22 protein-coding genes are annotated in these 26364 nt (G+C 62.1%); 17 read left to right on the top strand and 5 right to left on the bottom strand.

Annotated features, from left to right (window positions below; all coding sequences use genetic code 11):
- Positions 1-189: 189 nt before the first annotated feature.
- A complete protein-coding gene (locus tag PHO31112_RS25150) occupies positions 190-1122 on the top strand; it encodes a LysR family transcriptional regulator (RefSeq protein ID WP_150624189.1) in 933 nt (310 codons plus the stop codon).
- Between the two features lie 203 nt (positions 1123-1325).
- On the top strand, positions 1326-2219 hold the full coding sequence (gene lgt / locus PHO31112_RS25145) for a prolipoprotein diacylglyceryl transferase (protein ID WP_150624187.1): 894 nt from the start codon (positions 1326-1328) through the stop codon (positions 2217-2219).
- Between the two features lie 90 nt (positions 2220-2309).
- Here lgt and PHO31112_RS25140 read toward each other — a convergent pair whose 3' ends face one another.
- A complete protein-coding gene (locus tag PHO31112_RS25140; protein WP_150624185.1) occupies positions 2310-2981 on the bottom strand; it encodes a GntR family transcriptional regulator in 672 nt (223 codons plus the stop codon).
- A 340-nt stretch (positions 2982-3321) separates the two neighbouring features.
- Between PHO31112_RS25140 and dctP the strand changes: the two genes are divergently transcribed.
- From dctP to PHO31112_RS25110, 6 genes are all read left to right on the top strand, one after another.
- Positions 3322-4368, top strand: coding sequence for a TRAP transporter substrate-binding protein DctP (dctP, locus tag PHO31112_RS25135; RefSeq protein WP_150624183.1), 1047 nt, complete (start codon positions 3322-3324; stop codon positions 4366-4368).
- Positions 4365-4964, top strand: a complete 600-nt coding sequence (locus tag PHO31112_RS25130) for a TRAP transporter small permease (protein WP_150624181.1) — start codon at positions 4365-4367, stop codon at positions 4962-4964. The genes dctP and PHO31112_RS25130 overlap by 4 nt, the downstream gene beginning before the upstream one ends.
- A complete protein-coding gene (locus PHO31112_RS25125) occupies positions 4961-6304 on the top strand; it encodes a TRAP transporter large permease (protein WP_010804358.1) in 1344 nt (447 codons plus the stop codon). Before PHO31112_RS25130 ends, PHO31112_RS25125 begins: the two co-directional genes overlap by 4 nt.
- A gap of 99 nt (positions 6305-6403) precedes the next feature.
- On the top strand, positions 6404-7930 hold the full coding sequence (locus tag PHO31112_RS25120) for a malonyl-CoA decarboxylase domain-containing protein (protein WP_246178556.1): 1527 nt from the start codon (positions 6404-6406) through the stop codon (positions 7928-7930).
- A 44-nt stretch (positions 7931-7974) separates the two neighbouring features.
- On the top strand, positions 7975-8775 hold the full coding sequence (locus PHO31112_RS25115; RefSeq protein WP_150624179.1) for an enoyl-CoA hydratase/isomerase family protein: 801 nt from the start codon (positions 7975-7977) through the stop codon (positions 8773-8775).
- 76 nt (positions 8776-8851) lie between these two features.
- Positions 8852-10384, top strand: coding sequence for a malonate--CoA ligase (locus PHO31112_RS25110; protein ID WP_150624177.1), 1533 nt, complete (start codon positions 8852-8854; stop codon positions 10382-10384).
- 157 nt (positions 10385-10541) lie between these two features.
- Here the strand turns inward: PHO31112_RS25110 and PHO31112_RS25105 are convergent, their stop codons facing one another.
- Complete coding sequence (locus tag PHO31112_RS25105; RefSeq protein WP_150624175.1) at positions 10542-11249, bottom strand: SIMPL domain-containing protein; 708 nt, start codon at positions 11247-11249, stop codon at positions 10542-10544.
- 188 nt (positions 11250-11437) lie between these two features.
- Positions 11438-11908: an EVE domain-containing protein gene (locus PHO31112_RS25100; protein ID WP_150624173.1), complete on the bottom strand. Its 471-nt coding sequence runs from the start codon at positions 11906-11908 to the stop codon at positions 11438-11440.
- Positions 11909-12194: 286 nt separating this feature from the next.
- Between PHO31112_RS25100 and PHO31112_RS25095 the strand changes: the two genes are divergently transcribed.
- Complete coding sequence (locus PHO31112_RS25095; RefSeq protein ID WP_150624171.1) at positions 12195-12983, top strand: hypothetical protein; 789 nt, start codon at positions 12195-12197, stop codon at positions 12981-12983.
- Between the two features lie 94 nt (positions 12984-13077).
- Here the strand turns inward: PHO31112_RS25095 and ompA are convergent, their stop codons facing one another.
- The gene (gene ompA, locus PHO31112_RS25090; protein ID WP_150624169.1) at positions 13078-13746 is read right to left on the bottom strand and encodes an outer membrane protein OmpA; all 669 of its coding nucleotides are present in this window, start codon (positions 13744-13746) and stop codon (positions 13078-13080) included.
- Between the two features lie 411 nt (positions 13747-14157).
- Here ompA and gyrA point away from each other — a divergent pair, with 411 nt between their 5' ends.
- From gyrA to aroA, 6 genes are all read left to right on the top strand, one after another.
- Positions 14158-16779: a DNA gyrase subunit A gene (gene gyrA, locus PHO31112_RS25085; RefSeq protein WP_150624167.1), complete on the top strand. Its 2622-nt coding sequence runs from the start codon at positions 14158-14160 to the stop codon at positions 16777-16779.
- 141 nt (positions 16780-16920) lie between these two features.
- Positions 16921-17505 (top strand): DUF2059 domain-containing protein, encoded by a 585-nt coding sequence (locus PHO31112_RS25080; protein ID WP_150624165.1) that lies wholly within the window; start codon positions 16921-16923, stop codon positions 17503-17505.
- Between the two features lie 286 nt (positions 17506-17791).
- Positions 17792-18904: a 3-phosphoserine/phosphohydroxythreonine transaminase gene (gene serC, locus PHO31112_RS25075; RefSeq protein ID WP_150624163.1), complete on the top strand. Its 1113-nt coding sequence runs from the start codon at positions 17792-17794 to the stop codon at positions 18902-18904.
- Positions 18905-19006: 102 nt separating this feature from the next.
- A complete protein-coding gene (gene pheA, locus PHO31112_RS25070) occupies positions 19007-20089 on the top strand; it encodes a prephenate dehydratase (RefSeq protein WP_150624161.1) in 1083 nt (360 codons plus the stop codon).
- 20 nt (positions 20090-20109) lie between these two features.
- Positions 20110-20982, top strand: a complete 873-nt coding sequence (locus tag PHO31112_RS25065) for a prephenate dehydrogenase (RefSeq protein ID WP_150624160.1) — start codon at positions 20110-20112, stop codon at positions 20980-20982.
- Positions 20982-22304, top strand: a complete 1323-nt coding sequence (gene aroA / locus PHO31112_RS25060; protein WP_150624158.1) for a 3-phosphoshikimate 1-carboxyvinyltransferase — start codon at positions 20982-20984, stop codon at positions 22302-22304. Before PHO31112_RS25065 ends, aroA begins: the two co-directional genes overlap by 1 nt.
- A 117-nt stretch (positions 22305-22421) precedes the next feature.
- On the opposite strand, the gene PHO31112_RS25055 is transcribed toward aroA, so the two are convergent.
- On the bottom strand, positions 22422-23741 hold the full coding sequence (locus PHO31112_RS25055) for an Nramp family divalent metal transporter (protein ID WP_150624236.1): 1320 nt from the start codon (positions 23739-23741) through the stop codon (positions 22422-22424).
- Positions 23742-23843: 102 nt separating this feature from the next.
- On the opposite strand from PHO31112_RS25055, the gene cmk reads away from it, so the two are divergent.
- Both cmk and rpsA read left to right on the top strand, forming a co-directional pair.
- A complete protein-coding gene (gene cmk, locus PHO31112_RS25050) occupies positions 23844-24539 on the top strand; it encodes a (d)CMP kinase (protein WP_150624156.1) in 696 nt (231 codons plus the stop codon).
- Between the two features lie 112 nt (positions 24540-24651).
- Positions 24652-26355 (top strand): 30S ribosomal protein S1, encoded by a 1704-nt coding sequence (gene rpsA / locus PHO31112_RS25045; protein ID WP_150624154.1) that lies wholly within the window; start codon positions 24652-24654, stop codon positions 26353-26355.
- Positions 26356-26364 lie beyond the last annotated feature (9 nt).

Below are 26364 nucleotides of genomic sequence, written 5' to 3'. Positions count from 1 at the left end.
TGAAACGCTGTGCTTGTGGGATGAACGAAAACCGGGGCCGCCAGGCTTTATTTCGACTGAGTTCGCGCGTCTGGGGCTAAGCTGCCTACGCGACGGGGCACGCCGGTGTCGGCCGGATGTCAAGATTCGTCTTTCCTTGAATGCTTGTCAAATATATTATTTGACTCGGATTGAGTCGAAAAACATATCATGGATCTCCGGCAATTCAGGTACTTCGTCGCGGTGGCCGAAGAGCGTCATTTCGGACGCGCCGCCCAGCGTCTGTCGATGACGCAGCCGCCGCTTTCGCAGCAGATTCGGGCACTGGAGGCGTCGCTGGGCGCGCCGCTGTTCGTGCGGACCAACCGGTCGGTAGAGTTGACGGCCGTCGGCCGGCAACTGCTGCCCGAGGTGCGGCGCATTCTGGCCGACGCCGACGCGTTGCCCGCGCTTGCGCAAGGACTGGCGCATGGCGAGGTGGGAACGCTGTCGCTGGGATTCGTCTCGACGGCGGACTACGGCATTCTGCCGCCGCTGTTGCGCGAGTTCGGTGAGCGTTACCCACGCGTGCGCCTGCAATTGCTCGAAGCGACGAGCGACGTGCAGGTCGAGGCGCTCATGGACGGCCGCATCGACGCGGGGCTCTTCATTCCGCCAGTGCCCGCGCGTTACGCCAACGAACTCTCCTATCTGCCGATCGTGCGCGAGCCGCTGATGCTGGCGCTACCCGCCACGCGCGATGACGTGGCTGCCGACGCGCCGCCGGGCGAGCCGGTGAGTCTGGCCGACTTTGCCGACGAGCCGCTCGTCATCTTTCCGCGTCGCGTGGCCCCGGCGTTCTACGACATCATCATGGGCTGCTATGCCGCGCTTGGCCTCACGCCGCGCGTGGGGCAGGAGGCGATTCAGATGCAGACCATTGTGAGCCTGGTGTCGGCGGGCATGGGCGTGGCGCTGGTGCCGCAATCGCTATGTCACCTGCGACGCACCGGCGTGACCTATCGCGCGCTGCGCGAGACAAGCACGCTGATCGAGACGGGCTTGCTCTGGCGTACCGCGGAAGTCACGCCGGTGCTCGAAGGCTTTCTCGAGACGGCGCGAGGCGTGGCGCACACCCCGCCGGGGGCGACGCTGTCGAGTTGATCGTCCGAAGACGGTGCCCGCCCGCCTGCTGCGACATAGTGCGCTCGTGGTATTGTGCTGCCCATCCCAACGCATGCCGGGCCGGTCTCCGATGAGAAGGCAACGGCTGGCGTGTCCCACGATGGCGGCAAGGTTTTGTGTGCGTAGCGCGCGTCGCCATTGCGCCGACGGAACTTTTGTTCACGAATCGATTCTTCTGATACATGCTGATTCATCCTCAATTCGACCCGGTCGCGATTCATCTCGGCCCGCTCGCCATCCGCTGGTACGGCCTGATGTATCTGGTCGGCTTCATTCTGTTCCTCCTCATAGGACGGCTGCGCGTGCGTCAGCCCTTCATCGCCAAGCAAGGCTGGAAGGTGCAGGATCTCGACGACATGCTGTTCTACGGTGTGCTCGGCGTGATTCTCGGCGGACGTCTGGGCTATGTGATCTTCTACAAGCTGTCGTTCTACCTGGCGAATCCGCTCGACATCTTCAAGGTGTGGGAAGGCGGTATGTCGTTCCACGGCGGCTTCCTCGGCGTGCTCGTCGCCATGTGGCTGTTCACGCGCCGCCGGGGGCATCCGCTGCTCGAAGGCACCGACCTCATCGCGCCGATGATTCCGCTGGGGCTCGCTGCCGGCCGTCTGGGCAATTTCATCAATGGTGAGTTGTGGGGACGTGTGACGTCGCCCGATTCGCGTTTCGCGATGCTTTTCCCGCAAGCAGGGGCGGAAGATGCCCAATGGGTGATGACGCATCCGCAAGCCATGGCCGATCAGGCGATGGCGGCGGTGTTTGCCCAATTCCACGGGTTGCCGCGTTACCCGTCGCAGTTGTTCGAGGTGGCGCTCGAAGGCGTGGCGCTGTTCCTGCTGCTGTGGTTCTTCGCACGACGCGCGCGTCCGGTGGGCGCAGTGTCCGGCATGTTCCTGGTCGGTTATGGGGCGTTTCGCTTCCTCGCCGAATTCACGCGCGAGCCCGACGCATTCCTCGGCTTGCTCTCGTTCGGTCTGTCGATGGGCCAATGGCTCTCGCTGCCGATGGTGGTGGCGGGCGTGATCATGCTCGTGTGGTCGTATCGCTGCGGGCCGGTGGCGTCGTCTCACGTCTGACGCGCGGGCGGCGCTGTGCCGCAGCCTGTAACGTAAAGGGCCGCCGGAGACTCCTCCGGCGGCCCTTTTGTTTTGGGGACGGGCGTTCGTTCAGCTTGCCTTGCGCTCGAGCGCTCGCAACGACGCCATCAGATCGGCGAAACGTTCGCCCTGCACCGTGACGTGACCGCGAAGGCGTTCCGACGCCGCGTCGGCGTCGCCCGCCTCGATGGCGCGAAACACGGCGTCGTGCTCTGCGAACGACTGGTGAGGCCGGTCGCGCACACGAAGTTGCAGACGGCGATAGACGCGCAACCGGTGGTGCAATTGCAGCGCGGTTTCCTGCAGATAGGCGTTGTGACTGGCCTGATAGATCAGGGCATGGAAGCGCGCGTTGACTTCGTAATACGTGTCGATGTCTCTCGCCTCGGCGGCCGCTCGGCTGGCCTCGTGTGTCTCGCGCAACGCCGCCAGTTCGTCTTCGGTGATGCGGCGCGCGGCCAGCCGTGCGCACATCGACTCCAGTTCGGCCATGACCTCGAACATCTCGCATAGCCGCTGGGGATCGATTTGTGCCACCACCGCGCCCCGCCGGGGACGTATTTCGATCACGCCCGACGACGCCAGTTGAATCAATGCCTCGCGCAGGGGCGTGCGCGACACGCCGAACGCGCTCGCGAGTTCGACCTCGTCGAGCCGCATGCCGGGTGCGTACTCGCCCACGGCAATCTTTTCTTCGATCGCCTGTCGCAGCGCTTCCGATCGCTTCGGTTTTACGGTCATGACGCTCTCGCTAGGTCGTGTGTCGACCCCGTCGAACGGGGGCTGAAGTAGGGCTTTCGCTGCCAAAGTACCGCGTGAACTCCCCGTTGAAGATCGGGGTAAACGCGGAAGATGTATTTTTATGCGATCACTTTGTATACACCGTACTGGATTGACTATACGATTTCAACCCGAGAGCGGTAACTCGCGCACTCGAAACACCTAAAACTAAAGCAGTCATCCATACATGCAGTGCCGGCGAACCGGTGGTGCACCCGGGGCGCGTCTTCCCGCGCGGGCCGGGCGATGTCAGACACCGGGTTTCGCTGGTTCATCACTGACAGAAGTGACAGGAGACGCCATGGAGACAACCCTTTCCCCGCTGCGGCGGCAACTCATGCTGGGCGCCGCTTCGGCACTCGTGACCGGCGGTCTGGCCGGCCCTTGGGGCGGCGCATTCGCGCAGAGCGGTCCGCTCAAGATTTCCCATCAGTTCCCCGGCGGCACCCTCACCGAGGGCGATTTCCGCGACCGGCTGTGCCGCAAGTTCGCTCAGGAAGTCGAGAAGCGTACCCACGGTGCGCTCAAGTTTCAGGTCTATCCGGGCAGTTCGCTCATGAAGACCAATGCACAGTTCTCGGCGTTGCGCCGCGGGGCGCTCGACCTTTCGCTTTATCCGCTGCCTTATGCCGGCGGGGAAGTGCGCGAACTCAATATCGGTTTGATGCCGGGGCTCGTGACGTCTTATGCGCAGGGCACTGCCTGGCGCAATGGCGAAATCGGCAAGGTACTCACGGACGTGCTCGCCGAGAAGAACATCGTGATCGTGAGCTGGGTCTGGCAGGCGGGCGGTGTCGCGAGCCGCACCAAGCCGCTCGTGACCCCCGAAGACGCCAAGGGGCTCAAGGTGCGCGGCGGCAGCCGCGAAATGGACATGATGCTCAAGGAGGCTGGCGCAGCCGTTATCTCGCTGCCGTCGAACGAACTCTATGCCGCCATGCAGACAGGCGCGATGGATGCGGCGATGACGTCGTCGACGAGCCTGATGTCGTTCCGTCTTGAAGAGGTGTCGAAGCACCTGACGACGGGACGCAACAAGTCGTACTGGTTCATGCTCGAGCCGTTGCTCATGTCCAAGCAGATATTCGACAAGCTGCCCAAGGATCAGCAGCAGGTGATTCTGCAGGTGGGCGCGGAGCTGGAGGCGTTTGGCACGGAAGCCGCGAAGGCCGACGATGCACAGATTGCCAGCGTCTACACCAAGGCCGGCGCGAAGGTCTACGACCTGGACGAGGCGACGGTGATGAAGTGGCGCGACATTGCCAAGCGCACCGCATGGAAGGACTACGCGAGCAAGTCGGACACCTGCGCGAAACTGCTCGCGCTCGCCGAGAAGGTGCCTGCATGAGCGGGGCCATCGTGAGCGCGGAGCCTGCGGTGGTTCGCACTCGCGTGTTGCGGCGGCTCGACGCCCTGTTGCAGGGCGTGAGCCGTCTGCTCATGATCGTGTGCATGCTGGCGCTGGCCGGCGCCGCGCTGGTGCTCAGTTACAGCGTGTTCGCGCGGCACGTGCTCAAGCTCGCCACCGACTGGCAAGACGAAGCCGCCGTGTTCTTGCTGGTCGGCGCGACCTTCGTTTCTGCCGCGCACGTGCAGCACTTGCGCGGACACATCGGCATCGAAGCCGTGACGACGCTGCTTTCGCCGCGCGTGAACCGGGTGCGGCGATGGCTCGTGGACGTCGTCACGCTCGCGTTCTGCGGCTTCTTCGCATGGAAGTCGTGGACGCTGTTCTGGGAGGCCTATGTTGATGGCCAGACCAGCAGTTCGACGTGGGGGCCGCCGCTGTCGATTCCCTACGGACTGATGGCATTCGGCATGACGTTGCTTACCGTGCAATTGCTGCTGCAAGTGGCCATCGGCGCTTGCGAGATGGGGAACCCGCCGGGTCGTGACACACCGCCCGCATCGAACGCATCGAATCGCCCGGGAGGACACGCATGAGCGAACTCGGCATCGGATTGCTCTATGGCGGCGCCACGCTCGTCGCCATGTTCTCGGGTATGCCCATCGCGTTCGCGCTTGGGGCAGTGGCAGTGGCGTTCATGTTCGGCTTCATGCCGGCGTCGTCGCTCGACACCATCACGCAAAACGTCTATGAGGAGATGGCCAGCATTACGCTGCTGTCGATCCCGCTGTTCATTCTGAAGGGCGCCGCCATCGGCAAGTCGCGCGCGGGGCAGGATCTGTATCTGGCGCTGCACGCCTGGATGCGACGGATTCCGGGAGGGCTGGGCATTGCGAACGTTTTCGCATGCGGGCTGTTCGCCGCGATGGCCGGGTCGAGTCCGGCAACGTGTTCCGCCATCGGCAGTGCCGGGATTCCGGAGATGCGCCAACGCGGTTATTCGCCGGGCTTCGCCGCCGGAATCATCGCGGCGGGCGGCACGCTGGGCATTCTGCTGCCGCCCTCGATCACGATGATTCTCTACGCGGTGGCGGCGGAGCAGTCGCTCGGGCGTTTGTTCCTCGCGGGGATCGTGCCCGCGCTGCTGCTGGTGGGGCTGTTCTCATGCTACGCGGCCTGGCGCTACCGCAAGGAGTACGGGCGCGCACAACTGGCGCTCGCACGCGACGGCACGCCGTCGCCGTTCCCGAGCGAGCCGCCCGCCACCCTGCGCGAGAAGCTGGCGTTGCTGCCGCGCGTGCTGCCGTTCGTGACGCTGCTCATCGGGGTGATGGCGGCGCTCTATGGTGGGTATGCCACGCCGTCGGAGACGGCGGGTCTTGGCGGATTGCTGGCGCTTGCGCTCATCGCGGTGATCTACCGGATGTGGAAGCCGCGCCAGCTTGCCCCGATTCTCACCGGCACGTTGCGCGAGTCGACCATGCTCATGTTCATCATCGGCATGTCGCTGCTCTATTCCTACGTGATGAGCTATCTGCACATCAGCCAGTCGGCCGCGCAATGGATCGTGGGGCTGCATCTGTCGCGCTGGGTGCTGCTTGCCGCCATCTTGCTGATGGTCGTGGTGCTCGGCTTCTTTCTGCCGCCGGTCAGCATCATTCTGATGACGGCGCCGATCATTTTGCCGCCGCTGCGGGCCGCGGGCTTCGATCTGGTGTGGTTCGGCGTGGTCATGACGATTGTCATGGAACTGGGGTTGATTCATCCGCCCGTGGGTCTCAACATATTCGTTATCAAGAACACCGCGCCCGATATCGCGTTGCGCGACATCGTGTGGGGCGTGATGCCGTTCGTGGTGTTGATGGTGGTGGCCGTCGTTCTCATCTGTCTGCTGCCCGGCCTGTCGTTGTGGCTGCCGGACCAACTGATGGGATGAGGAGGGGCGGTGGCGTGCGGGCAGCGATCGCCCGGCGATGTGTCGTACCTGTTTTGAAAGCAAGCCCTGAGAGAGGAAGCCATGAAGGATGCGCCGATCATGTCAGCCATGTCCGTTCCCATATCGCCGAGTTCGTCGGCCTCGTCGGCCTCGCCTGGGCGGAGCACCCCCGGGAGTGTGGCCGACGTCAGCGCTCCCGTGCCGTCTTCGAAGCCGTCGCTGGGGGAGCGCCTTGGGCAATGGTTCGGACGTGGCGCGGGCAAGACGGGGGGGCCGGGCGGCGGGCCGAAGGATGACAAGGGAGACAAGGGAGACAAAGGGGACGGCAAGGTCGCCCCGGTGAAATTGTCGCCCAGGGCGGAGAGTGCGCTGCGCCGGCAGTTGACGCAATGCCTGTCGGCGCGACAGACCGACTCTGCCGCCAACGAAGCCGCACGCGAGTTCATGGCGCGCTACGGTGCGGCGTCGCCTGAAGAGCAGCTAGCACTGCTCACGGTCGTTGCCGATATCTGTGCGAGCGACGGCAATGCGCTCGCCGACGCGGGCAAGGACGGCGACGGCGCCAGCGCCAAACGCGCCGCCAGCGGACTGGCGGGCGCACTGGGCAGCGCGCGCGTGCGGTTCCTCAAACGCTTCAACGCGTTGCCCGACGGTCTGCCGTTCCTGGTGCGCTGGCGCTCGGACATGCTGCACCATCGCGCAGCATTGCCGGGCCTCGCGGCCCTCGAAGAGGATCTCGGCAGCCTCTTCTCGACATGGTTCGACGTCGGCCTGCTGGAGTTGCATCCGATTACGTGGGATTCGCCAGCGTCGCTGCTTGAAAAACTCATGCGCTACGAGGCGGTGCACGAGATTTCGTCGTGGGCCGACTTGCGCAACCGGCTCGATTCCGACCGGCGGTGTTACGCTTTTTTCCATCCGCGCATGCCGCGCGAACCGTTGATCTTCGTCGAAGTGGCCTTCGTCCCCGACATGGCGGCCGACGTGCATTCGCTGCTCGACGAGAAGGCCCCGCTGGAAGACTTGCGCCGTGTGCGCTGGGCCATCTTCTATTCGATTTCGAACACGCAGCCGGGGCTGCGCGGCGTGAGCTTCGGCAACTTCCTGCTCAAGCGCGTGATCGACGAGCTGCAAGTCGATTTCCCGAAGCTGCGCAACTTCGCGACACTCTCGCCAATCCCCGGCTTCAACGATTGGCTCAAACAACTGTCGGCGCAGGCACTCGCCGAGGCGCTCGGCCCGAAGCGGATGAAGTCGCTGGCACAGGAAACATCGCTGGTCTCAGGCGTTTCGGGGGCGCAGATGATGACTTGGCTGCAATCCTCGCCGGAGCGCAAGAGCGTGCAAGCGTTGCAGCGCAGTCTGGGCGAGGGGTTGGCCGCGCACTATCTGGCGCGCGAAACCGTGCGCGGACAGCCGCGCGATCCGGTGGCGCGGTTTCACCTGGGCAACGGTGCGCGCGTGGAGCGGATCAACTGGCATGCAGACCTTTCGAAGAAAGGCGCGAAGCAATCGTGCGGCATGATGGTCAATTACCTCTACGAGCCCGACGAACTCGACGCCAATCTGCAACGCCTCATCGATGGCGAACCGGCGCTCGGACGCGCCGTATCGCGCTTGCTCTGAGCGCCATATGAATGCAGAGGCGGCCATAAGCGCTCATCAACATCATGGAGATACATGTGAGTGAAGTCCTGCGCGACGACAGTTCGCTTGACGAGGGATGGGTCACCCTGACGCTATCGAATCCCGGCAAGCTCAACGCCATTTCGGTGGCCATGTGGCGCGCGTTGCGCGCGCATTTGCAGGCGCTCGACGAGGACGCACGTGTGCGCGCCATTGTCATTCGCGGTGCGCAGGGCAACTTTGCGGCCGGTGCCGATATCGAGGAGTTTCCGGTCGAGCGCGGCAGTTACGATACGCTGCGTCGCTATCACGGCGAGGTGATCGGGCCAACGCTCGACGCGTTGGCCCGATGCCGGCATCCGAGTGTGGCGCTGATCGAAGGGGTATGCGTGGGCGGCGGTCTGGAGATCGCTGCGCATTGCGACCTGCGTATTGCCGGGGAGGGCGCACGGTTCGGCATACCGATCAACAAGCTCGGTTTTCCGATGGCGCCCGGCGAGTTGCGCGGCGTGCTGGCGCTGGCGGGACGTGCGACCACCCTTGAGATCCTGCTCGAAGGGCGAGTCTTCGGTGCGTCGGAAGCTCGCGAGAAGGGATTGCTCACGCGAGTGGTCGCAGACGAGGACGTCGAAGCGGCGGGCTACACTTGCGCCCGGCGTGTCGCCGCCGGTGCGCCACTCGCGGCGCAACTGAACAAGTGGCTGATCGCCCGCCTGGCGCCGAGCGTGCCGCCGCTGTCGGAGGCCGAATGGCAGAAGGCCTTCTCCTATTGGGACTCGCACGATCACCGCGAAGGCGTAGCGGCGTTCCTCGAGAAGCGGCCGCCCGATTTCCAGGGGCGCTGAGTGCCGGCGTACCCCCGATTATTTCCGATTTCACTGACGCAACGACGTATCCACTGTTTCAAATCCGGTTCTGTTTATGACGCAAGACGCCAACCTCTATCGACTTTTTTCCGAACGCTTTCCCGCCGACAAATCGGCGTGTGCCATCGAGACACCTGAAGGGCTCTATTACAGTTGGGACGACCTCGAGCACGCGAGCGCACGGATGGCGAACCTGCTCGCGAGTCTCGATCTGTCGCCCGGCGCGCGTATCGCCGTGCAGGTCGAGAAGTCTCCCGAAGCGCTGCTGCTTTACCTCGCGACCCTGCGCGCAGGGTTCGTCTATCTGCCGCTCAATACGGCGTATCGCGAAGCCGAAATCGCGTATTTCGTCGAAAACGCTGAGCCGGATGTCGTGGTGTGTAGTCCGGCGAATTTCGGCTGGGTTTCGAAGATTGCGTTCACCAATGGCGCGAAGCACGTCTACACGCTCGGGGACGATCGCACGGGCTCGCTGCTGGAGCGCGCGGCGTGGTTCGACGATACCTTCGAGACCGTGCCGCGCTCGCCCGACGATCTCGCCGCGATTCTCTACACGTCGGGCACCACGGGCCGCAGCAAGGGCGCCATGCTCTCGCACGGCAACCTCGCGAGCAACACACGCGTGCTGCATACGTTCTGGGGCTGGGGCGAGCGCGAAGGGGGCGACGTGCTGCTGCATACGCTGCCGATTTTCCATGTGCACGGGTTGTTCGTCGCGAGCCACGCGGCGTTGTACTCGGGCAGCAAGATGATCTGGCTGGCGAAGTTCGACGCGCGTGAAGTGCTGCATCAACTGGCGCGCGCCACAGTGTTCATGGGCGTGCCCACGTATTACGTCCGGCTGCTGGCGGAGCCGGGACTCACTCACGACGCGTGCCGCAACATGCGACTGTTCATCTCGGGCTCGGCGCCGTTATTGCGCGAGACGTTCGACGCTTTCCGCGAGCGCACGGGGCATACGATTCTGGAGCGCTACGGCATGTCGGAGACGGTCATGCTGGTCTCGAATCCGTATCACGGCGATGCGGCCCGCGTGCGTCGTGCCGGTACGGTCGGCGTGCCGCTGCCGGAGGTGACGGTTCGCGTGGTGGGCGATGACGGCCAACCGAGCGTGCAAGGCGAGATCGGCCATATTCAGGTCAAGGGGCCGAACGTGTTTGCCGGATACTGGCGTATGCCGGAGAAGACTGCGGAGGAATTCACCGGCGACGGCTTCTTCAAGACGGGGGACGTCGGCAAGTTCGACGAGGACGGTTACGTGCACATCGTGGGCCGCTCGAAGGATCTCATCATCTCCGGCGGGTACAACGTCTATCCGAAAGAGATCGAGGGCTTCATCGACGAAATGGACGGTGTGGCCGAATCGGCCGTCATCGGCGTGCCGCATCCGGACTTCGGAGAGGCCGTGGTGGCGGTGATCGTGCCGCGCGACGGTGTGTCGGCACCCGACGAGCGAACCGTCATCGACGCGCTCAAGCAGCGCATTGCGAACTTCAAGGTGCCCAAGCGCGTGCATGTGGTCACGGAATTGCCGCGTAACACGATGGGCAAGGTGCAGAAGAACCTGCTGCGCGATCGGTTCAAATAGGCACTTTGCGACACGTTGTCGCAGGCATTGACGCGGCAATGTGTTGCGCCTGTGCAGTCGTTGTTCCGAGCATAAAAAATGCCGCCCTCGCCGGGGCGGCATTTTTGTGGGTGCGCTAGCCGGGTTGCCGGAGGAGCAACCATTCGGCAGGCGCGCCTTACTTCATTTGCACGGTGCCCGAGACCGTCACGGTCACTTGCGTCTTGCCACCTTCGAACTGCATCGGCGGCGCGGCATCGGCGCTGGTGGCCATGGCCATTGTCTTCATCGCGTAAGGGCGCGGCATCATCGGGGCATTCGAGCCGACCTGCACCTGACGGATCGTGTAGCCGCTGTAACCGAAGGCCTTCGTGTCGTTCTGCGCCTGATCGCGGAACGCCTGGATGGCCTGATTGGTCAGTTCGGCCTGGGTCTTCTCCTGCGCTTCGCGCGAGAGCGAGAACGACACGCCGTCCATTTGCATCTGATTCGAGATCTGGCTCGCGAGACGCGACGCCGCGCCGAAATCCTTCGACGTCATCTGCAACTCGGTGCGGCCGCGCCATGCCGTGATCTTGCCGTCGCGATTGGTGGTCGGGTAGAGGGAGACGTTGCCGGTCTGCACCTGCACGCCGTTCTGACCCTTGGCGATGGACATCGCGCTGTTCGCCTTTTGCGTCAGGTTGCGCGACACGGTGGCAGCGTCCGGGCCCTGCTCCTGAGCCGACATCGTGATGTGAACCGTGTCCTGTTCGACTTCCTTCGTGGCATGCGCGTCGAGGCCCAACACGCCCGAGACCTGGCGATTCGCGTCGTCACCCGACTGGGCGTAGGCCGCATTGGCGGCAGTGGCAATCAGAAGAGCCGCAGCGAGAGATTTGCGCATCGTGTTGTCCTTTTTCGAATGTTGGTTCGCATCTGAACGGCGAACGTTTGACCGAGCGCCGGTACCGCCTTCGTCACATAGCCCTGCTACGAATGAAAAAGCAAGTGGGCGCGTACTATGCGTATGCCGGCAACGTTATACAGACGCTATCGCCCCAATTTTGGTTCCCTGATTCCCTTCGGCATCCTTCATGCCTCAAGTAAGTGCTTGGTGATGAACTTCCAGTGTTCGGGGGAGACGGGAGTGATCGAGAGGCGGTTGCCGCGCGCGAGCACGAGCATGCCATCCAGTTCGGGCGTCTGGCGCATGTCGGTAAGCGGCACGAGGCGCGTCTTGCGATCGAGTTTGACGTCGACAAGCAACCAGCGGGGGGATTCCGGCTTCGACTTGGGATCGAAGTATGGACTCTTCGGGTCAAACTGTGTGGGATCGGGGTAAGGCGTCGAGGCAACCGTGGCGAGTCCGGCGATGCCGGGCACGGCGCAGCTCGAGTGGTAGAAGAGTACCCCGTCACCCACGCGCATGTTGTCGCGCATGAAGTTGCGTGCCTGATAGTTGCGCACACCGGTCCACGCTAGGGTCTGATGCTTGGCGCTGGCGAGATCGTCGATGCTCGCTTCCTCGGGTTCGGATTTCATCAACCAGTAGCGTTGCGTCATGGCGTTTCGGAGTTTAAATGGATGCAACAGTGACAAACGTCGCTCAAACGCACCAGAAGGCGGGCGCATTTGTAATCGATTGTTTGCCGCGCTGCGATATTCGACCAAATCCTATACTATGCCTTCGTGACCTTCGTGTGACGTTTCACGTGACGCATGGGCCCATGACGTGGGTGCTGCGAGTTGCAGTGCACAACGCGTTCGTCAGTCTGCCCATTCGGCCCGGTCCCACGTACGGGCTTGAGCGAAACATGTTCGATTCCCTATGCTGATAGGAGAGTGTGTCATGGCAGCAGAGCCGTCTGTCCGAACCAATGCGTTCATCTTCTATTCTCTCGCCACGGTCTCGTTCATCGAGACCAGCGTCCCGGAATTCGTCTCCACCCTCAATCAGATGTATGGGGACGACGATGAGATGAGAACGTGGCTGCGCGATACTTGGCTGCCCGAGGAAGTCGAACACGGGCGCCTCGCCAAGGACTATATCGCACGTGTCTGGCCCGAGTTCGACTGGGCGAACGCTTATGATGCGTTTCTCGCCCGTTACAAGCCGCGTTGCGAGGTGCAGTACATGCGGCCTTCGCTGGCGCTGGAGGCGCTGTCACGGTGCGTCACGGAGACGCAGACGGCGATGATCTATCGCTGCCTGGAGTCCTATATGCCGGTCGACGAACTCAAGCAGATGATGCACAAGCTGAGCAACGAGGAGGTCGGCCACTATCGCTATTTCCGCAAGACATTCGATAGATATAACGCCATCGAGCAGCATGGCGTCATCAGCCGGTTGCGCACCATGGTGGCGCGCAGCGAACTGGTGCGGGACGAGGACATTGCGTTCGCGTTCGAGCCACTCAATCATTTCTGGCGCTCACCGCCGCCGTTCGAGCCGATGACCTGGGATGCGTTTCTGGCGATGTCGGGCGGCGTGATGAAGCAGTACATGCCGGTGGAGGCAGCCGCACGCATGATGTTCAAGCCGCTCGAGACCGGGTCGTGGTGGCGTGACCGTCCGGTCAAGGCGCTGCTGTCCTTCATGGTGAAGCGTCAGTACCCGCAGTTGGGCAGCGAGGCTTGAGGGCGCGTCTGGCTGCTGGGCGCTGCCCGGTTCGCTTGTGCGACGGACAAAAAAACCCCGCCGAGGCGGGGTTTTTCGTAGTCGGTGAACCGTATTACTTGTTCGTGCCGACGACTTCGACTTCCACGCGACGATCCGGTGCCAGGCACTTGATCAGCTGAGTACGGTTCTTCTGGTTGCAACCAGTCGTAACCGGATTACGCTTGCCCTTGCCTTCGGTGTACACGCGGTTGGCTTCGACGCCCTTGCTGACCAGGTAGGCCTTCACAGCTTGAGCACGACGCAGCGACAGACGGTCGTTGTACTTGTCCGAACCGATGCGGTCGGTGTAGCCCGTGGCAACCACGACTTCGAGGTTCAGCGCTTGAACCTTCTTAGCCAGGTCGTCGAGCTTAAGCTTGCCATCCGGCTTCAGGACGGCCTTGTCGAAATCGAACAGAGCGTCGGCCTGATAGGTCACCTTCTGCGAGATCGGAGCCGCCGGCGCTACCGGAGCCGGTGCCGGAGCTGCAGCCTGGGCGATGATCGAGCCATCGCATTTGGCATTGGCCGTGGCCGGGGTCCAGTAGGCATCGCGCCAGCAGAGTTCGTCCGAGCCGTTCTTCCAAACCCACTCGCCGCTGCCGTTCACCCAGTTGTCATTGACTGCTTGCTTCGAGGCCGCGATCGGACCCGGAGCGGTCTGGACGTAATTTTGGGCCATAGCCGAAGCAGCCATCACTGCGGTAGCTGCAACGATCGCGAGCTTAGCGAATTTATTCATATTTCTCCTCTCGAAATGAGATTACCGCAGGTTTACTGCGAGCCTAGACGACGGAACCAAAGTCTTACATCGCTCGAAGTATAACATCGGCAAGTGCGCGAAAGCATGGCCCATGCACTTCGAATAATGTCTAACTTATGCCACGGCATTTTGCCATAGCGGTTCAGCCAGCCGCGAGCAAAACCCCAAGTTTGCTGCCTGTCGTGGCGCAGTTGTGGTTTGAGCGCAACACCTTTTGAGGGCCCTCGCCAACCGTTTCATTTCCCATCGTCGTCTGACATTTTGGCGTGCCAGACATGTCTTGTGCATTGCATCACGCTCGTTTCGGATGCCTATGACGGGCATGTTAGAATCTCAGGATCATATCGCCGGCAGCCGCCTATCGCGATTAGGGCTTGATAGACACGAATAATGGATCAGTTCGCCAAAGAAACTCTCCCGATTTCGCTCGAAGAAGAAATGCGGCGGTCGTATCTCGATTACGCCATGAGCGTGATCGTCGGCCGCGCTTTGCCGGACGTGCGTGACGGCCTGAAGCCTGTTCACCGCCGTGCACTGTTCGCCATGCACGAGCTGAACAACGACTGGAACCGGGCGTACAAGAAATCGGCACGTATTGTCGGTGACGTCATCGGTAAATACCACCCGCACGGCGACGCCTCTGTATACGACACGATCGTTCGTATGGCCCAGCCGTTTTCGCTGCGCTATATGTTGGTCGACGGCCAAGGCAACTTCGGGTCGGTCGACGGCGACAATGCCGCTGCAATGCGATACACCGAAGTGCGCATGGCCAAGATCGGTCATGAGTTGCTTGCGGACATCGACAAGGAAACCGTCGACTTCGGTCCGAACTACGACGGCAGCGAAAAAGAGCCGCTCATCCTGCCGGCCCGTATCCCGAACCTGCTGCTCAACGGTTCGTCGGGTATCGCGGTCGGCATGGCCACGAACATCCCGCCGCATAATCTGAACGAAGTCGTCGACGCCTGTCTGCACGTGCTTCAGAACCCGGACGCCACCGTCGACGAACTCATCGAGATCATCCCGGCACCGGACTTCCCGACCGCCGGCATCATCTACGGCATCTCCGGTGTGCGCGAAGGCTATCGCACCGGCCGTGGCCGCGTGGTGATGCGAGCAAAAACTCACTTCGAAGATATCGATCGCGGTCAACGTGTGGCGATCATCGTCGACGAGTTGCCGTATCAGGTTAATAAGCGCTCACTGCTCGAGCGGATTGCCGAACTGGTCAACGAGAAGCGCCTCGAAGGGATTTCCGACATTCGCGACGAGTCCGACAAGAGCGGCATGCGCGTGGTGATCGAACTCAAGCGTGGCGAGGTGCCCGAGGTTGTTCTCAACAATCTCTATAAGCACACGCAACTGCAAGACACGTTCGGCATGAACATGGTGGCGCTGGTCGACGGCCAGCCCAAGTTGCTGAACCTGCGCGAAATGCTGGTGCATTTCCTCGCGCATCGTCGCGAAGTGATTACTCGCCGCACGGTCTATGAGCTGCGTCGTGCTCGTGAGCGTGGCCATGTGCTCGAGGGTCTGGCGGTAGCGCTCGCTAACATCGACGACTTCATCGCGATCATCAAGGCGGCGCCGACGCCGCCGATCGCGAAGGCCGCGTTGATGGAGAAAGCGTGGGATTCGTCGGTGGTGCGCGACATGCTGTCGCGTGCGGAGACCGAGTCTCAGGGTGGGCGCGAAGCCTTCCGCCCGGAAGGTCTCGACCCGGCGGTGGGCATGCAGGCAGACGGTATGTACCGTCTGTCGGAGACGCAGGCGCAGGAAATTCTGCAGATGCGTCTGCAACGCCTGACCGGCCTGGAGCAGGACAAGATCGTTTCCGAGTACAAGGAAGTGATGTTGCAGATCGCCGACCTGCTTGACATTCTGGCGCGTCCGGCGCGTGTGACGGCCATTATCAGCGACGAGCTGACGGCCGTGCGTGCGGAGTTCGGCGATGCCCGCCGCTCGACCATCGAACACAACGCCACCGAACTCGACACGGAAGACCTGATCACGCCGCAGGATATGGTGGTGACGTTGTCGCACTCGGGTTACATCAAGTCGATGCCGTTGTCCGAGTACCGCGCGCAGAAGCGCGGCGGACGCGGCAAGCAGGCAGCAGCCACGAAGGACGACGACTGGATCGACACGCTGTTCATCGCGAATACGCATGACACGATCCTTTGCTTCTCGAACCGCGGCCGGGTGTACTGGATCAAGGTTTATGAAGTGCCGCAGGGTTCGCGGAACTCGCGCGGGCGTCCGATCGTCAATATGTTCCCGTTGCAGGACGGTGAGAAGATCAACGTCGTGCTGCCGGTCAAGGAGTACACGGAAGATCGCTTCGTGTTTATGGCAACGAGCCTGGGCACGGTCAAGAAGACGCCGCTCGCGGCCTTCAGCCGTCCGCTCAAGAAGGGCATCATCGCCGTGAACCTGGACGACGGCGACGTGCTGATCGGCGCGGCCATCACCGACGGTGCGCACGACGTCATGTTGTTCTCGGACAGCGGCAAGGCCGTGCGCTTCGACGAAAACGACGTGCGTCCGATGGGGCGTGAGGCGCGCGGTGTTCGCGGCATGCAGCTCGAAGACGGTCAAACGGTCATCGCGCTGCTGGTCGCAGAAAACGAGCAGCAATCGGTGCTGACGGCGACCGAAAACGGCTACGGCAAGCGCACTTCGATCACCGAATATACGCGCCATGGCCGTGGCACTAAGGGTATGATTGCCATCCAGACGAGCGAGCGCAACGGCCGGGTGGTCGCGGCGACGCTGGTTGAGCCGGATGACGAGATCATGCTGATCACCACTGGCGGGGTACTGATCCGTACGCGCGTGTCGGAAATTCGCGAAATGGGCCGGGCCACGCAGGGGGTGACGCTGATCAGCCTGGATGAAGGCACGACGCTCTCAGGCCTGCAACGCATCGTTGAGTCCGACGCCGAGGTTGCCGAGAATGGCGAAGCACAGGGCGACGATGAGGCGCCGGAAGCGGATGTCACGGAGTAATACTGACGTAACTCGATGTAATCTACGGGTGCATTGCCCCGAAAAGTCAGTAGAATCTGGCCCGATGCAGTGAAGTGCCCAGGCGAGGATGCATCTATTTATCGTCGTCGAAAGCCGACGAACTTTGGAGTGACTATTACTATGCAACGCAACGTCAAGAAGTGGATGTGGCTGCTGCTCGCAGCACCGGCAATGGCAATGGCCCAGCAGAGCGCCCCGCTCGACGCCGACAAGAAGGCTGCGATCAAGGATCTGCTCGACGCTATCGACTCGAACAAGCTCGTTGCCGCCATCGGCGAAGGCGCGCAGGCGCAGGCCAAGCAAATGGCCATCGGTGCGCTGCAGCAGCAGTTGGTCGAGAACAAGACGTTGAGCGACGCGCAGAAGCAGGCGATCGTGCCGGTTCTGGAGCAGAACTCCGTGCAGAAGCTGGTGGACAACGCCGGTAAGGTTTTCACCTCCGACGCATTCAAGAACGACGCGGTTCAGGCACAGTACAGCGCCTACGGCAAGTACTACACCACCGACGAAATCAAGGGCCTGACGGCGTTCTACAAGAGCGCGGTCGGCCAGAAGTACATCAAGGTCCAGGATCAGGTCGGTCAGGAAGTCGTTGGTGGCCTGATGCAGAAGTACATGCCGCAATCGATCGACGCGTCGAAGAAGCAAGCTGACGCTGAGATTGCCGCCGCTGCCAAGTCGGCGAAGGCACCGGCCAAGAAGTAAATTTCGGCCGGTCTCGCCGGGATTGACCGATAATGGCCGTTTGCGAGTGATCGCAAACGGCCATTTTGCATTGATGGGCGAAATCGGCAGGTTCTGCTCAGCATTTTCCGGAATGCAGTCGTCCTGCGCCGGAATTATGGCGGGCAGCCGCACGCGGCGGTCATCTGGCGGTATAGTTGACCTCTGCCGCTGCCTCACCGCCGAATGATCGTCAGACGTGAAACGCAAGCCGCACGGGCCCAGTCTCCGCCGGCTTGCGTTTCACTTTTACTGCTGCAAAACGATAATGACGCGCGCTTTCAATTTTTCCGCCGGTCCGGCGGCGCTGCCTGCCGAAGTACTCGCCCAGGCAGCCGAGGAAATGCTTGACTGGCATGGGGCCGGCATGGGCGTGATGGAGATGAGCCATCGCGGCCGCGAGTTCATGAGCATTCTGGCGCAGGCGCAAGCCGACCTGCGTGAGCTGCTTGCCGTGCCCGACAACTACCGGACCTTGTTCATGCAAGGGGGGGGGCTGGCGGAGAACGCCATCGTCCCGATGAACTTGCTGGGCGGGGAGCGTGCGGGCGAGCGCCGTACGGCGGATTATGTCGTCACGGGCTCGTGGTCCGAGAAGTCGCAGAAGGAAGCGCGCAAGTATTGCGACGTCAACATCGCTGCGACCACCGAGGCCGACAAGTTTACCCGGCTGCCGAAGATGGACGAATGGCAGTTGTCGAAAGACCCGGCGTACGTGCACATCTGCACGAACGAGACCATTCACGGCGTCGAGTATTTCTGGACCCCTGATCTGGCCGCTGCTGGCTTGCCGAATGTGCCGCTCGTGGCGGATGTGTCGTCGCACGTTCTTTCGCGCCCGATGGACGTGTCGAAGTTTGGCGTGATGTATGGCGGCGCGCAGAAGAATATCGGTCCGTCGGGCCTCACGCTCGTCATTGTGCGTGATGACCTGCTCGGCCGTTCGCTGCCGATCACACCCAGCGCATTCGACTGGAAGATCGTTGCCGAAAACGACTCGATGTTCAACACGCCGCCGACGTACGCCATCTACATTGCCGGACTCGTGTTCCAGTGGCTCAAACGTCAGGGTGGTCTGGCTGCCGTGGACGCGCAGAACAAGGCGAAAGCCGACCTGCTGTACGGCTATCTGGACAGCAGTGATTTTTACCGCACACCGGTGGCGAAGGATTGCCGTTCGCGGATGAACGTGCCGTTTTTCCTGCACGACGATGCATTGAACGAAACTTTCCTGGCCGGCGCTCGCGAGCGCGGTTTGCTGCAACTCAAGGGCCACAAGTCCGTGGGGGGCATGCGTGCCTCGATCTACAACGCGATGCCGCTTGCCGGTGTCGAGGCGCTGGTGGACTATCTGCGCGAATTCGAGCGCAGCCACGGCTGACGAGGGCGAACAGCCGGTGCGACAGGAACCTTCCGACGTCCCTCGGGACATCGCACCGCGAGCTGCCTGACCATGTCCCATCGTAAGAAGACAATACGCTCCATGGATGATGATCTGAACGCATCGTTGCGCCCTCTGCGCGAGAAGATCGATGCTATCGACGCGCAGCTTTTGAAGCTGCTCAATCAACGTGCGGCCGTTGCCCTGGAAGTGGGCGAGGTCAAGAAACGTTTCGGTGCGCCGGTGTTCCGGCCCGAGCGCGAGTTGCAGGTGATTTCCCGTCTGCAACAGGCTAACGACGGTCCGCTGTATGGCGACAATCTGGCGTCGATCTGGCGCGAGATCATGTCGGCCAGCCGTGCGCTCGAGAAGGTCATGACCGTCGCCTATCTCGGCCCGGCAGGGACTTATAGTGAGCAGGCGGCTTTCGCTTACTTTGGTCAGAGTGTGAAGGGCTTGCCGTGCCCGTCGCTCGACGAGGTGTTCCGTGCCGTGGAGGCCGGTAGTGCAGACTTCGGTGTCGTGCCGGTTGAGAACTCGACCGAGGGCGTGGTGTCGCGCACGCTGGACCTGTTGCTGCAGAGCCCGCTGACGATCGGTGGTGAAGTCGCCTTGCCGATTCACCATAATTTGATGACGCAATCGGGCACGCTCGATGGTGTGACGCGTATTTGCTCGCACGCCCAGTCGCTCGCGCAGTGCCAACACTGGCTGACAGCGCATTTCCCGCAACTGGAGCGTCAGGCGGTATCGAGCAATGCCGAGGCGGCGCGCATGGCGGCGGCCGATCCGACGATTGCCGCCATCGCAGGCGAGTCGGCGGCTGCTCAGTACGGGCTCCAAATCGCGTTCTCACATGTGCAGGACGATCCGCACAACCGCACGCGTTTCGTAGTGATCGGCACGCAGGACCCGGCGCCGAGCGGTCACGATCAGACCTCGCTGATTCTCTCGGTACCCAATCGGGCGGGAGCGGTGGTGGCGTTGCTCGAACCGCTGGCGAACAATGGCGTGTCGATGACGCGCTTTGAGTCGCGCCCGGCCAAGAGCGGTGCGTGGGAGTATTATTTCTACGTCGACTTCGAAGGTCATCGCGAAGATCCCAATGTCGCCAAAGCGCTCGATATCCTGCGTCAGAATGCGGCCTATTGCAAAGTGCTCGGGTCATACCCGCGCTGCGCATAACGAGCGGCAGGCCATACATCATGAGTTTGAATAAACTCGTCATCTGCGGCGTCGGTCTGATCGGTGGTTCGCTCGCGCGTGCGCTCAAGGCGACGAGGACGGTGAAGGAAGTCGTCGGCGTGGGACGCAGCGAAGCGTCGCTCGCGCGGGCTTGCGAACTCGGTGTGATCGATCGCGCTGCCGTGTCGATGGCCGATGCTGTGGCCGGGGCCGATGTGGTCGTGCTCGCGGCACCGGTGGCGCAAACGCCGGCCTTGCTCGCGGCAATTCGTCCGCATCTTGGCGGCAATACGATCGTGACCGATGCGGGCAGCACCAAGACGGACGCCGTGGCGGCTGCCAGGGAAGCGTTGGGCGACGAGGTTTGGCGCTTCGTGCCCGGCCATCCGATTGCCGGTGCAGAGTTGTCGGGTGTCGACGCAGCGAAAGTCGATTTGTATCGCGACCGGCGCGTCGTTCTTTGCCCGCAACCGGGCAATCGCCGCGAGGACGTCGCGCAAGTGCGCGCGATGTGGGAGGCGGCGGGCGCGCGTGTTTCGGAAATGTCCGAGACGCAACATGATCGCGTTTTTGCGTCGGTGAGTCACTTGCCGCATGTGCTGTCGTACGCCCTCATTGCGCAGATTCTTGAGGCTCCCGACGCCGCGCTGAAATTCGGTTTCGCGGGCGGTGGCTTTCGTGACTTCACGCGTATCGCCGCATCGAATCCGGAAATGTGGCGCGATATCTGTATGGCCAATCGCGAAGCATTGCTTGCCGAACTCGATGGCTACCTGGCTACGCTCGGCACACTGCGTGATTTGATCGATACCGGTGATGGTGCCGGTCTCGAGGCCGTGTTCGCTCGCACCAGTCGGGCGCGAACGGACTGGGCCAAGCAACAGGAAAAGTAATGGAAACGCTTGATCTTGGCCCTTACGGCCACGCCGAAGGCACGCTGCGACTGCCCGGCTCGAAAAGTATCTCGAACCGTGTGTTGCTGCTCGCCGCATTGTCTCGCGGGACGACCCGCGTGCGCGACCTGCTGGCATCGGACGACACGCAGGTGATGCTCGACGCATTGGCGATGCTTGGCGTGAAATGCACGCAGGTCGGCGACTCGCGCGATTACCTCGTGGAAGGCTGCGGTGGCGTGTTTCCCGTGAAGGCCGCCAAGCTGTTCATGGGGAATGCAGGCACGGCCATTCGTCCGTTGACGGCGGCGCTGTCGTTGAGCCATGGCGACTACGAAGTCTCGGGTGTGGCACGCATGCATGAGCGCCCGATCGGTGATCTCGTTGATGGTTTGCGTCAACTCGGTGCGCAGATCGATTACCTCGGCAACGCCGGCTATCCCCCGCTGCATATCAAGCCGGCCGACGTGGCGGCACCCGTCGCGCCGATTCGTGTGCGCGGTGATGTGTCGAGTCAGTTCCTGACGGCGTTACTGCTGACACTGCCGTTGCTGCCTTCGGCAACGGGTGAGATTGTTGTCGAGGTCGAGGGAGAACTGATTTCCAAGCCGTATATCGACATTACGCTGCGGTTGCTCCGGCGCTTTGGCATTGACGTGCGACAGGACGAGTGGTCGCGCTTCGTGCTGCCGGCGGCGGATGCCGACGGCCCGAAGTATCGGAGCCCTGGCGAAATCCGGGTCGAGGGCGATGCATCATCGGCGTCCTATTTCCTTGCGGCCGGTGCGATCGGCGGCGGCCCGATGCGCGTGGAAGGTGTTGGCCGCGACAGCATTCAGGGCGACGTGCGTTTTGTGGACGCACTTGCGGCGATGGGTGCACGTGTCACGCTGCACGACGATGCCATCGAGGTGCATGGTATCGATACGCCGAGCGGCAAGCTGCGTGCCGTCGATATGGATTTCAATCACATTCCCGATGCCGCGATGACGATTGCGGTTGCCGCACTCTTCGCCGACGGTACGACAACGCTGCGTAATGTGGCGAGCTGGCGTGTCAAGGAGACGGATCGTCTGACCGCCATGGCGATCGAATTGCGCAAGGTGGGGGCGACGGTGGAAGAGGGGGGGGATTATCTGCGCGTCACACCACCGTCTTCGCTAATGCCGAATGCGGTGATCGACACCTATGACGATCATCGTATGGCAATGTGCTTCTCGCTCGTGAGTCTTGGCGGTGTTCCTGTGACGATCAACGATCCGAAGTGCGTTGCCAAGACGTTCCCAACGTATTTCGCGGAGTTCGCGCGCATCGCGTCGTAGTTCATGGTGTCAGTCGGCTGCTGAACTGCCGCGGCAGTCCGCCGGCCCTTCCGATTCGCCGTCGTCTTACCCAGTGAATTGGGACGGTGCGGCATGGTGGACGCTGGACGCGTGCCGTCAGCCGGTCAGTGTCTGCCAAAGCAAAATGCCGTTCAGCGCGATGATGGCGCTCGCCATGAGCCAGGCGGCGGCCAGCAGTGCGCCGCGCACGCGCCATTCGCCCATCAGCTTCCCGTCCCCAGCGAATCGGACCAGCGGAACGACCGCAAACGGCAGTTGCAGGCTCAGCACAACCTGACTGAAGACCAGAAGGTTCGTTGTCTGGGCTTCTCCGTTGTTTCCGACGATCAGCAGCGCGGGAAGGAGCGCCAACGCGCGCGTGATCAGCGCGCGTTGCCACGGCTTCATCCGCAAATTCAGGAAGCCTTCCATCGTGACCTGGCCCGCGAGCGTGGCGGTCACCGTCGAATTCAGGCCGCAGGCGAGGAGCGCGACGGCAAACATCACTCCCGCCCATTGGTTACCGAGCAGTGGTGCGAGCAACTTGTGCGCGTCGCCAAGCGATTCGACCGACGTGTTTCCGCTCGCATGGAACACGCAGGCCGCCAGAATCAGGAGCGCCGCGTTGATCAGAAAGGCAAAGCCGAGCGACAGCACGGTGTCCCAGTGCGTGGCGCGCAGTGCGCGTCGCAGTGTCGCTGGGGTGCGCTCGGGCATCGCCTCGCCGCGTACGCGCAACAGCGCCGAGTGCAGGTACAGGTTGTGGGGCATGACCGTCGCGCCGAGAATACCAGTCGCCAGCCAGAGCATGCCCGCCTGAGCGACGACTTCGCTGTGTGGGCGTAGGCCTGCTGCGGCGGCGCCCCAGTCTGGGTTCGCCAGCGCCAGTTGTGCTGCGAAGCAACCCGCCGTGAGCAGAATCAATGCGGCGACAGCGCCTTCAAGCCGGCGTTGTCCGAAACTTTGCAGTCCGAGCATGGCAAAAGCGAGCGTGCCCGCGAGCACCACGCCCACGGGCAGCGAGAGGCCGAACAGCAATTGCAGCGCCACCGCACTGCCGATGATCTCGGCAAGATCGCAGGCGATGATGGCAATCTCGCAAAGCCCCCATAACGCCAACGAAGTGCGGCGGCTATACTGGCTACGTGAGAGTTGCGCGAGATCGCGGCCGGTTACCAGACCGACGCGTGCCGCGAGCCATTGCAGCAACAACGCCATCACGCTCGAGAGCAGCACAACGCTCAGCAGCGTGTATCCGTAACGGGCGCCCCCGGCGATCGCCGTGGCCCAGTTGCCCGGATCCATATACCCGACGGCGATGAGGGTGCCCGCGCCGGCGAATCCCATCCACCCCTGCGCACGGCGTGGTGCATTATCTTGCGGGGCGGGTGGCGGCACCCATTCTGGACCGGCTAAGGGATAATCGCGGCTTTGCATGGCAGTCATATCTTCCGGTAGCGCTTTATTCTAAATGATAATCATTATTGTTTGGATGAGGGATTTTATTTTCTAATGTGTTGGATAGACAGAGACGAAGGGATGCCTGATTTAACGGTAATAGACGACTCGATTCCGGTCATTACGGTGGATGGCCCGACGGCGTCCGGCAAAGGCACGGTGGCACACCGTGTCGCCGATGCACTGGGCTTTCACTATCTGGACAGTGGGGCACTCTATCGACTCACGGCACTGGCGAGCGCCCGTCACGGGATCGATCCCGACGACGCTGGGGCGCTGTCGGTGCTCGCCGAAACGCTCGACGTGCGGTTCAAGGACCAGCGCATCTGGTTGGCCGGCGAAGACGTTACCGACGCGATCCGTGCCGAAGCCATTGGTAACCGGGCATCGAGCATCGCCGTGCATAAGGCGGTGCGGCAGGCGTTGGTGGCACTCCAGCGGGGGTTCAAGACCCCGCCAGGCCTCGTCGCGGACGGCCGTGACATGGGGACCGTGATCTTCCCGGAAGCCGAATTGAAGGTCTTTTTGACCGCTTCGCCACAGGCTCGTGCCGAGAGGCGGTATAAGCAATTGATAGAAAAAGGTTTTTCTGCTAATATAGACAGTCTCTTGCTGGATCTTGAGGTGCGCGATGCGCGGGATCGTACCCGCGCCGAGGCGCCGCTTAGGCCGGCAGAGGGTGCGCGGGTGCTCGACACATCGGGGCTCAACGTCGATCAGGCGGTGGCTCAGGTGCTCGAATGGTTCGCGCAGGTGCAGTACCCGCAAGGCGCCTGACCGGATGTTTCATGCAGTCATCCGGCATGGTTTTGTGTAACCTTTAACCCAACCGTTGTTCGTCATCGTCAGCCCCCTCGGGAGACGGACGTCAGCGGCGTAATCCACATTTATGTCCGACCTGCAAACCTCGACCAACGAATCTTTCGCGGCGCTTTTCGAAGAGTCGCTCTCCCGCCAAGACATGCGTGCTGGTGAAGTCATCAGCGCTGAAGTCGTGCGGGTTGACCACAACTTCGTGGTCGTCAACGCCGGGCTCAAGTCCGAAGCGTACATCCCCATCGAAGAATTCCTGAATGATCAGGGCGAGGTCGAAGTTCAGGCCGGCGACTTTGTTTCCGTGGCGATCGACGCCCTGGAAAACGGCTACGGCGACACCGTGCTGTCGCGCGACAAGGCCAAGCGTCTGGCCTCGTGGCTGCAACTGGAGAAGGCCCTCGAGTCGGGCGACCTCGTGACCGGTACGATCACCGGCAAGGTCAAGGGCGGCTTGACCGTGATGGTCAACGGCATCCGTGCATTCCTGCCGGGTTCGCTGGTTGATACGCGTCCGGTCAAGGACACGACCCCGTACGAAGGCAAGACCCTCGAATTCAAGGTTATCAAGCTCGACCGCAAGCGCAACAACGTTGTGCTGTCGCGCCGTGCCGTGATCGAAGCCACCCAGGGTGAAGAGCGCGCCAAGCTGCTCGAGACGCTCAAGGAAGGCGCGATCGTCAATGGCGTGGTCAAGAACATCACCGATTACGGTGCGTTCGTCGACCTGGGCGGTATTGACGGCCTGCTGCACATCACCGACATCGCATGGCGTCGTGTGCGTCACCCGAGCGAAGTGCTGTCGGTTGGCCAGGAAGTCACCGCCAAGATCCTCAAGTTCGATCAAGAGAAGGGCCGTGTCTCGCTGGGCGTTAAGCAACTCGGCGAAGATCCGTGGGAAGGCATCGCTCGCCGTTACCCGCAAGGCACCCGCCTGTTTGGCAAGGTCACCAACATCACCGACTACGGCGCGTTCGTCGAAGTGGAATCGGGCATCGAAGGCCTGGTTCACGTATCGGAAATGGACTGGACCAACAAGAACGTGGCCCCGACCAAGGTTGTCCAACTGGGCGACGAAGTCGAAGTCATGGTGCTCGAGATCGACGAAGACCGTCGTCGTATCAGCCTCGGCATGAAGCAGTGCAAGCCGAACCCGTGGGATGACTTCTCGCGCAACTTCAAGAAGGGCGACAAGATCAAGGGCGCAATCAAGTCGATCACCGACTTCGGCGTGTTCATTGGTCTGCCGGGCGGCATCGACGGCCTGGTCCACCTGTCGGACCTGTCGTGGAGCGAAGCTGGCGAAGAAGCCGTGCGCAAGTACAAGAAGGGCGACGAAGTCGAAGCCGTGGTTCTGGGCATCGATGTCGAGAAGGAACGCATCTCGCTGGGTATCAAGCAGCTCGAAGGCGATCCGTTCAACACCTTCGTGGCAATCCACGACAAGGGCTCGATCGTTGACGGCACCATCAAGGCTGTCGATCCGAAGGGTGCTGTTGTGTCGCTGGGTGATGACGTCGAAGGCTACCTGCGCGCATCGGAAATCTCGCACGACCGTGTGGAAGATGCCCGCAACGTGCTCAAGGAAGGTGAAGCCGTCAATGCAATGATCGTCAACATCGATCGCAAGTCGCGCAACATCAACCTGTCGATCAAGGCCAAGGATTCGGCTGAACAGCAAGAGGCGATGAGCAAGCTGTCGTCGGATAGCTCGGCAGCGAGCGGCACCACGAACCTGGGTGCCCTGCTCAAAGCCAAGCTGGACAGCCAGAATCAGTAAGGTCCAAGG

Origin of the sequence: Pandoraea horticolens, from assembly GCF_902459555.1 — a bacterium.
In the GTDB taxonomy this organism is placed as follows: Bacteria; Pseudomonadota; Gammaproteobacteria; order Burkholderiales; family Burkholderiaceae; genus Pandoraea; species Pandoraea horticolens.
Note: the sequence above shows the minus strand (reverse complement) of the source record. Positions and strands in the feature narration are given on the sequence as shown.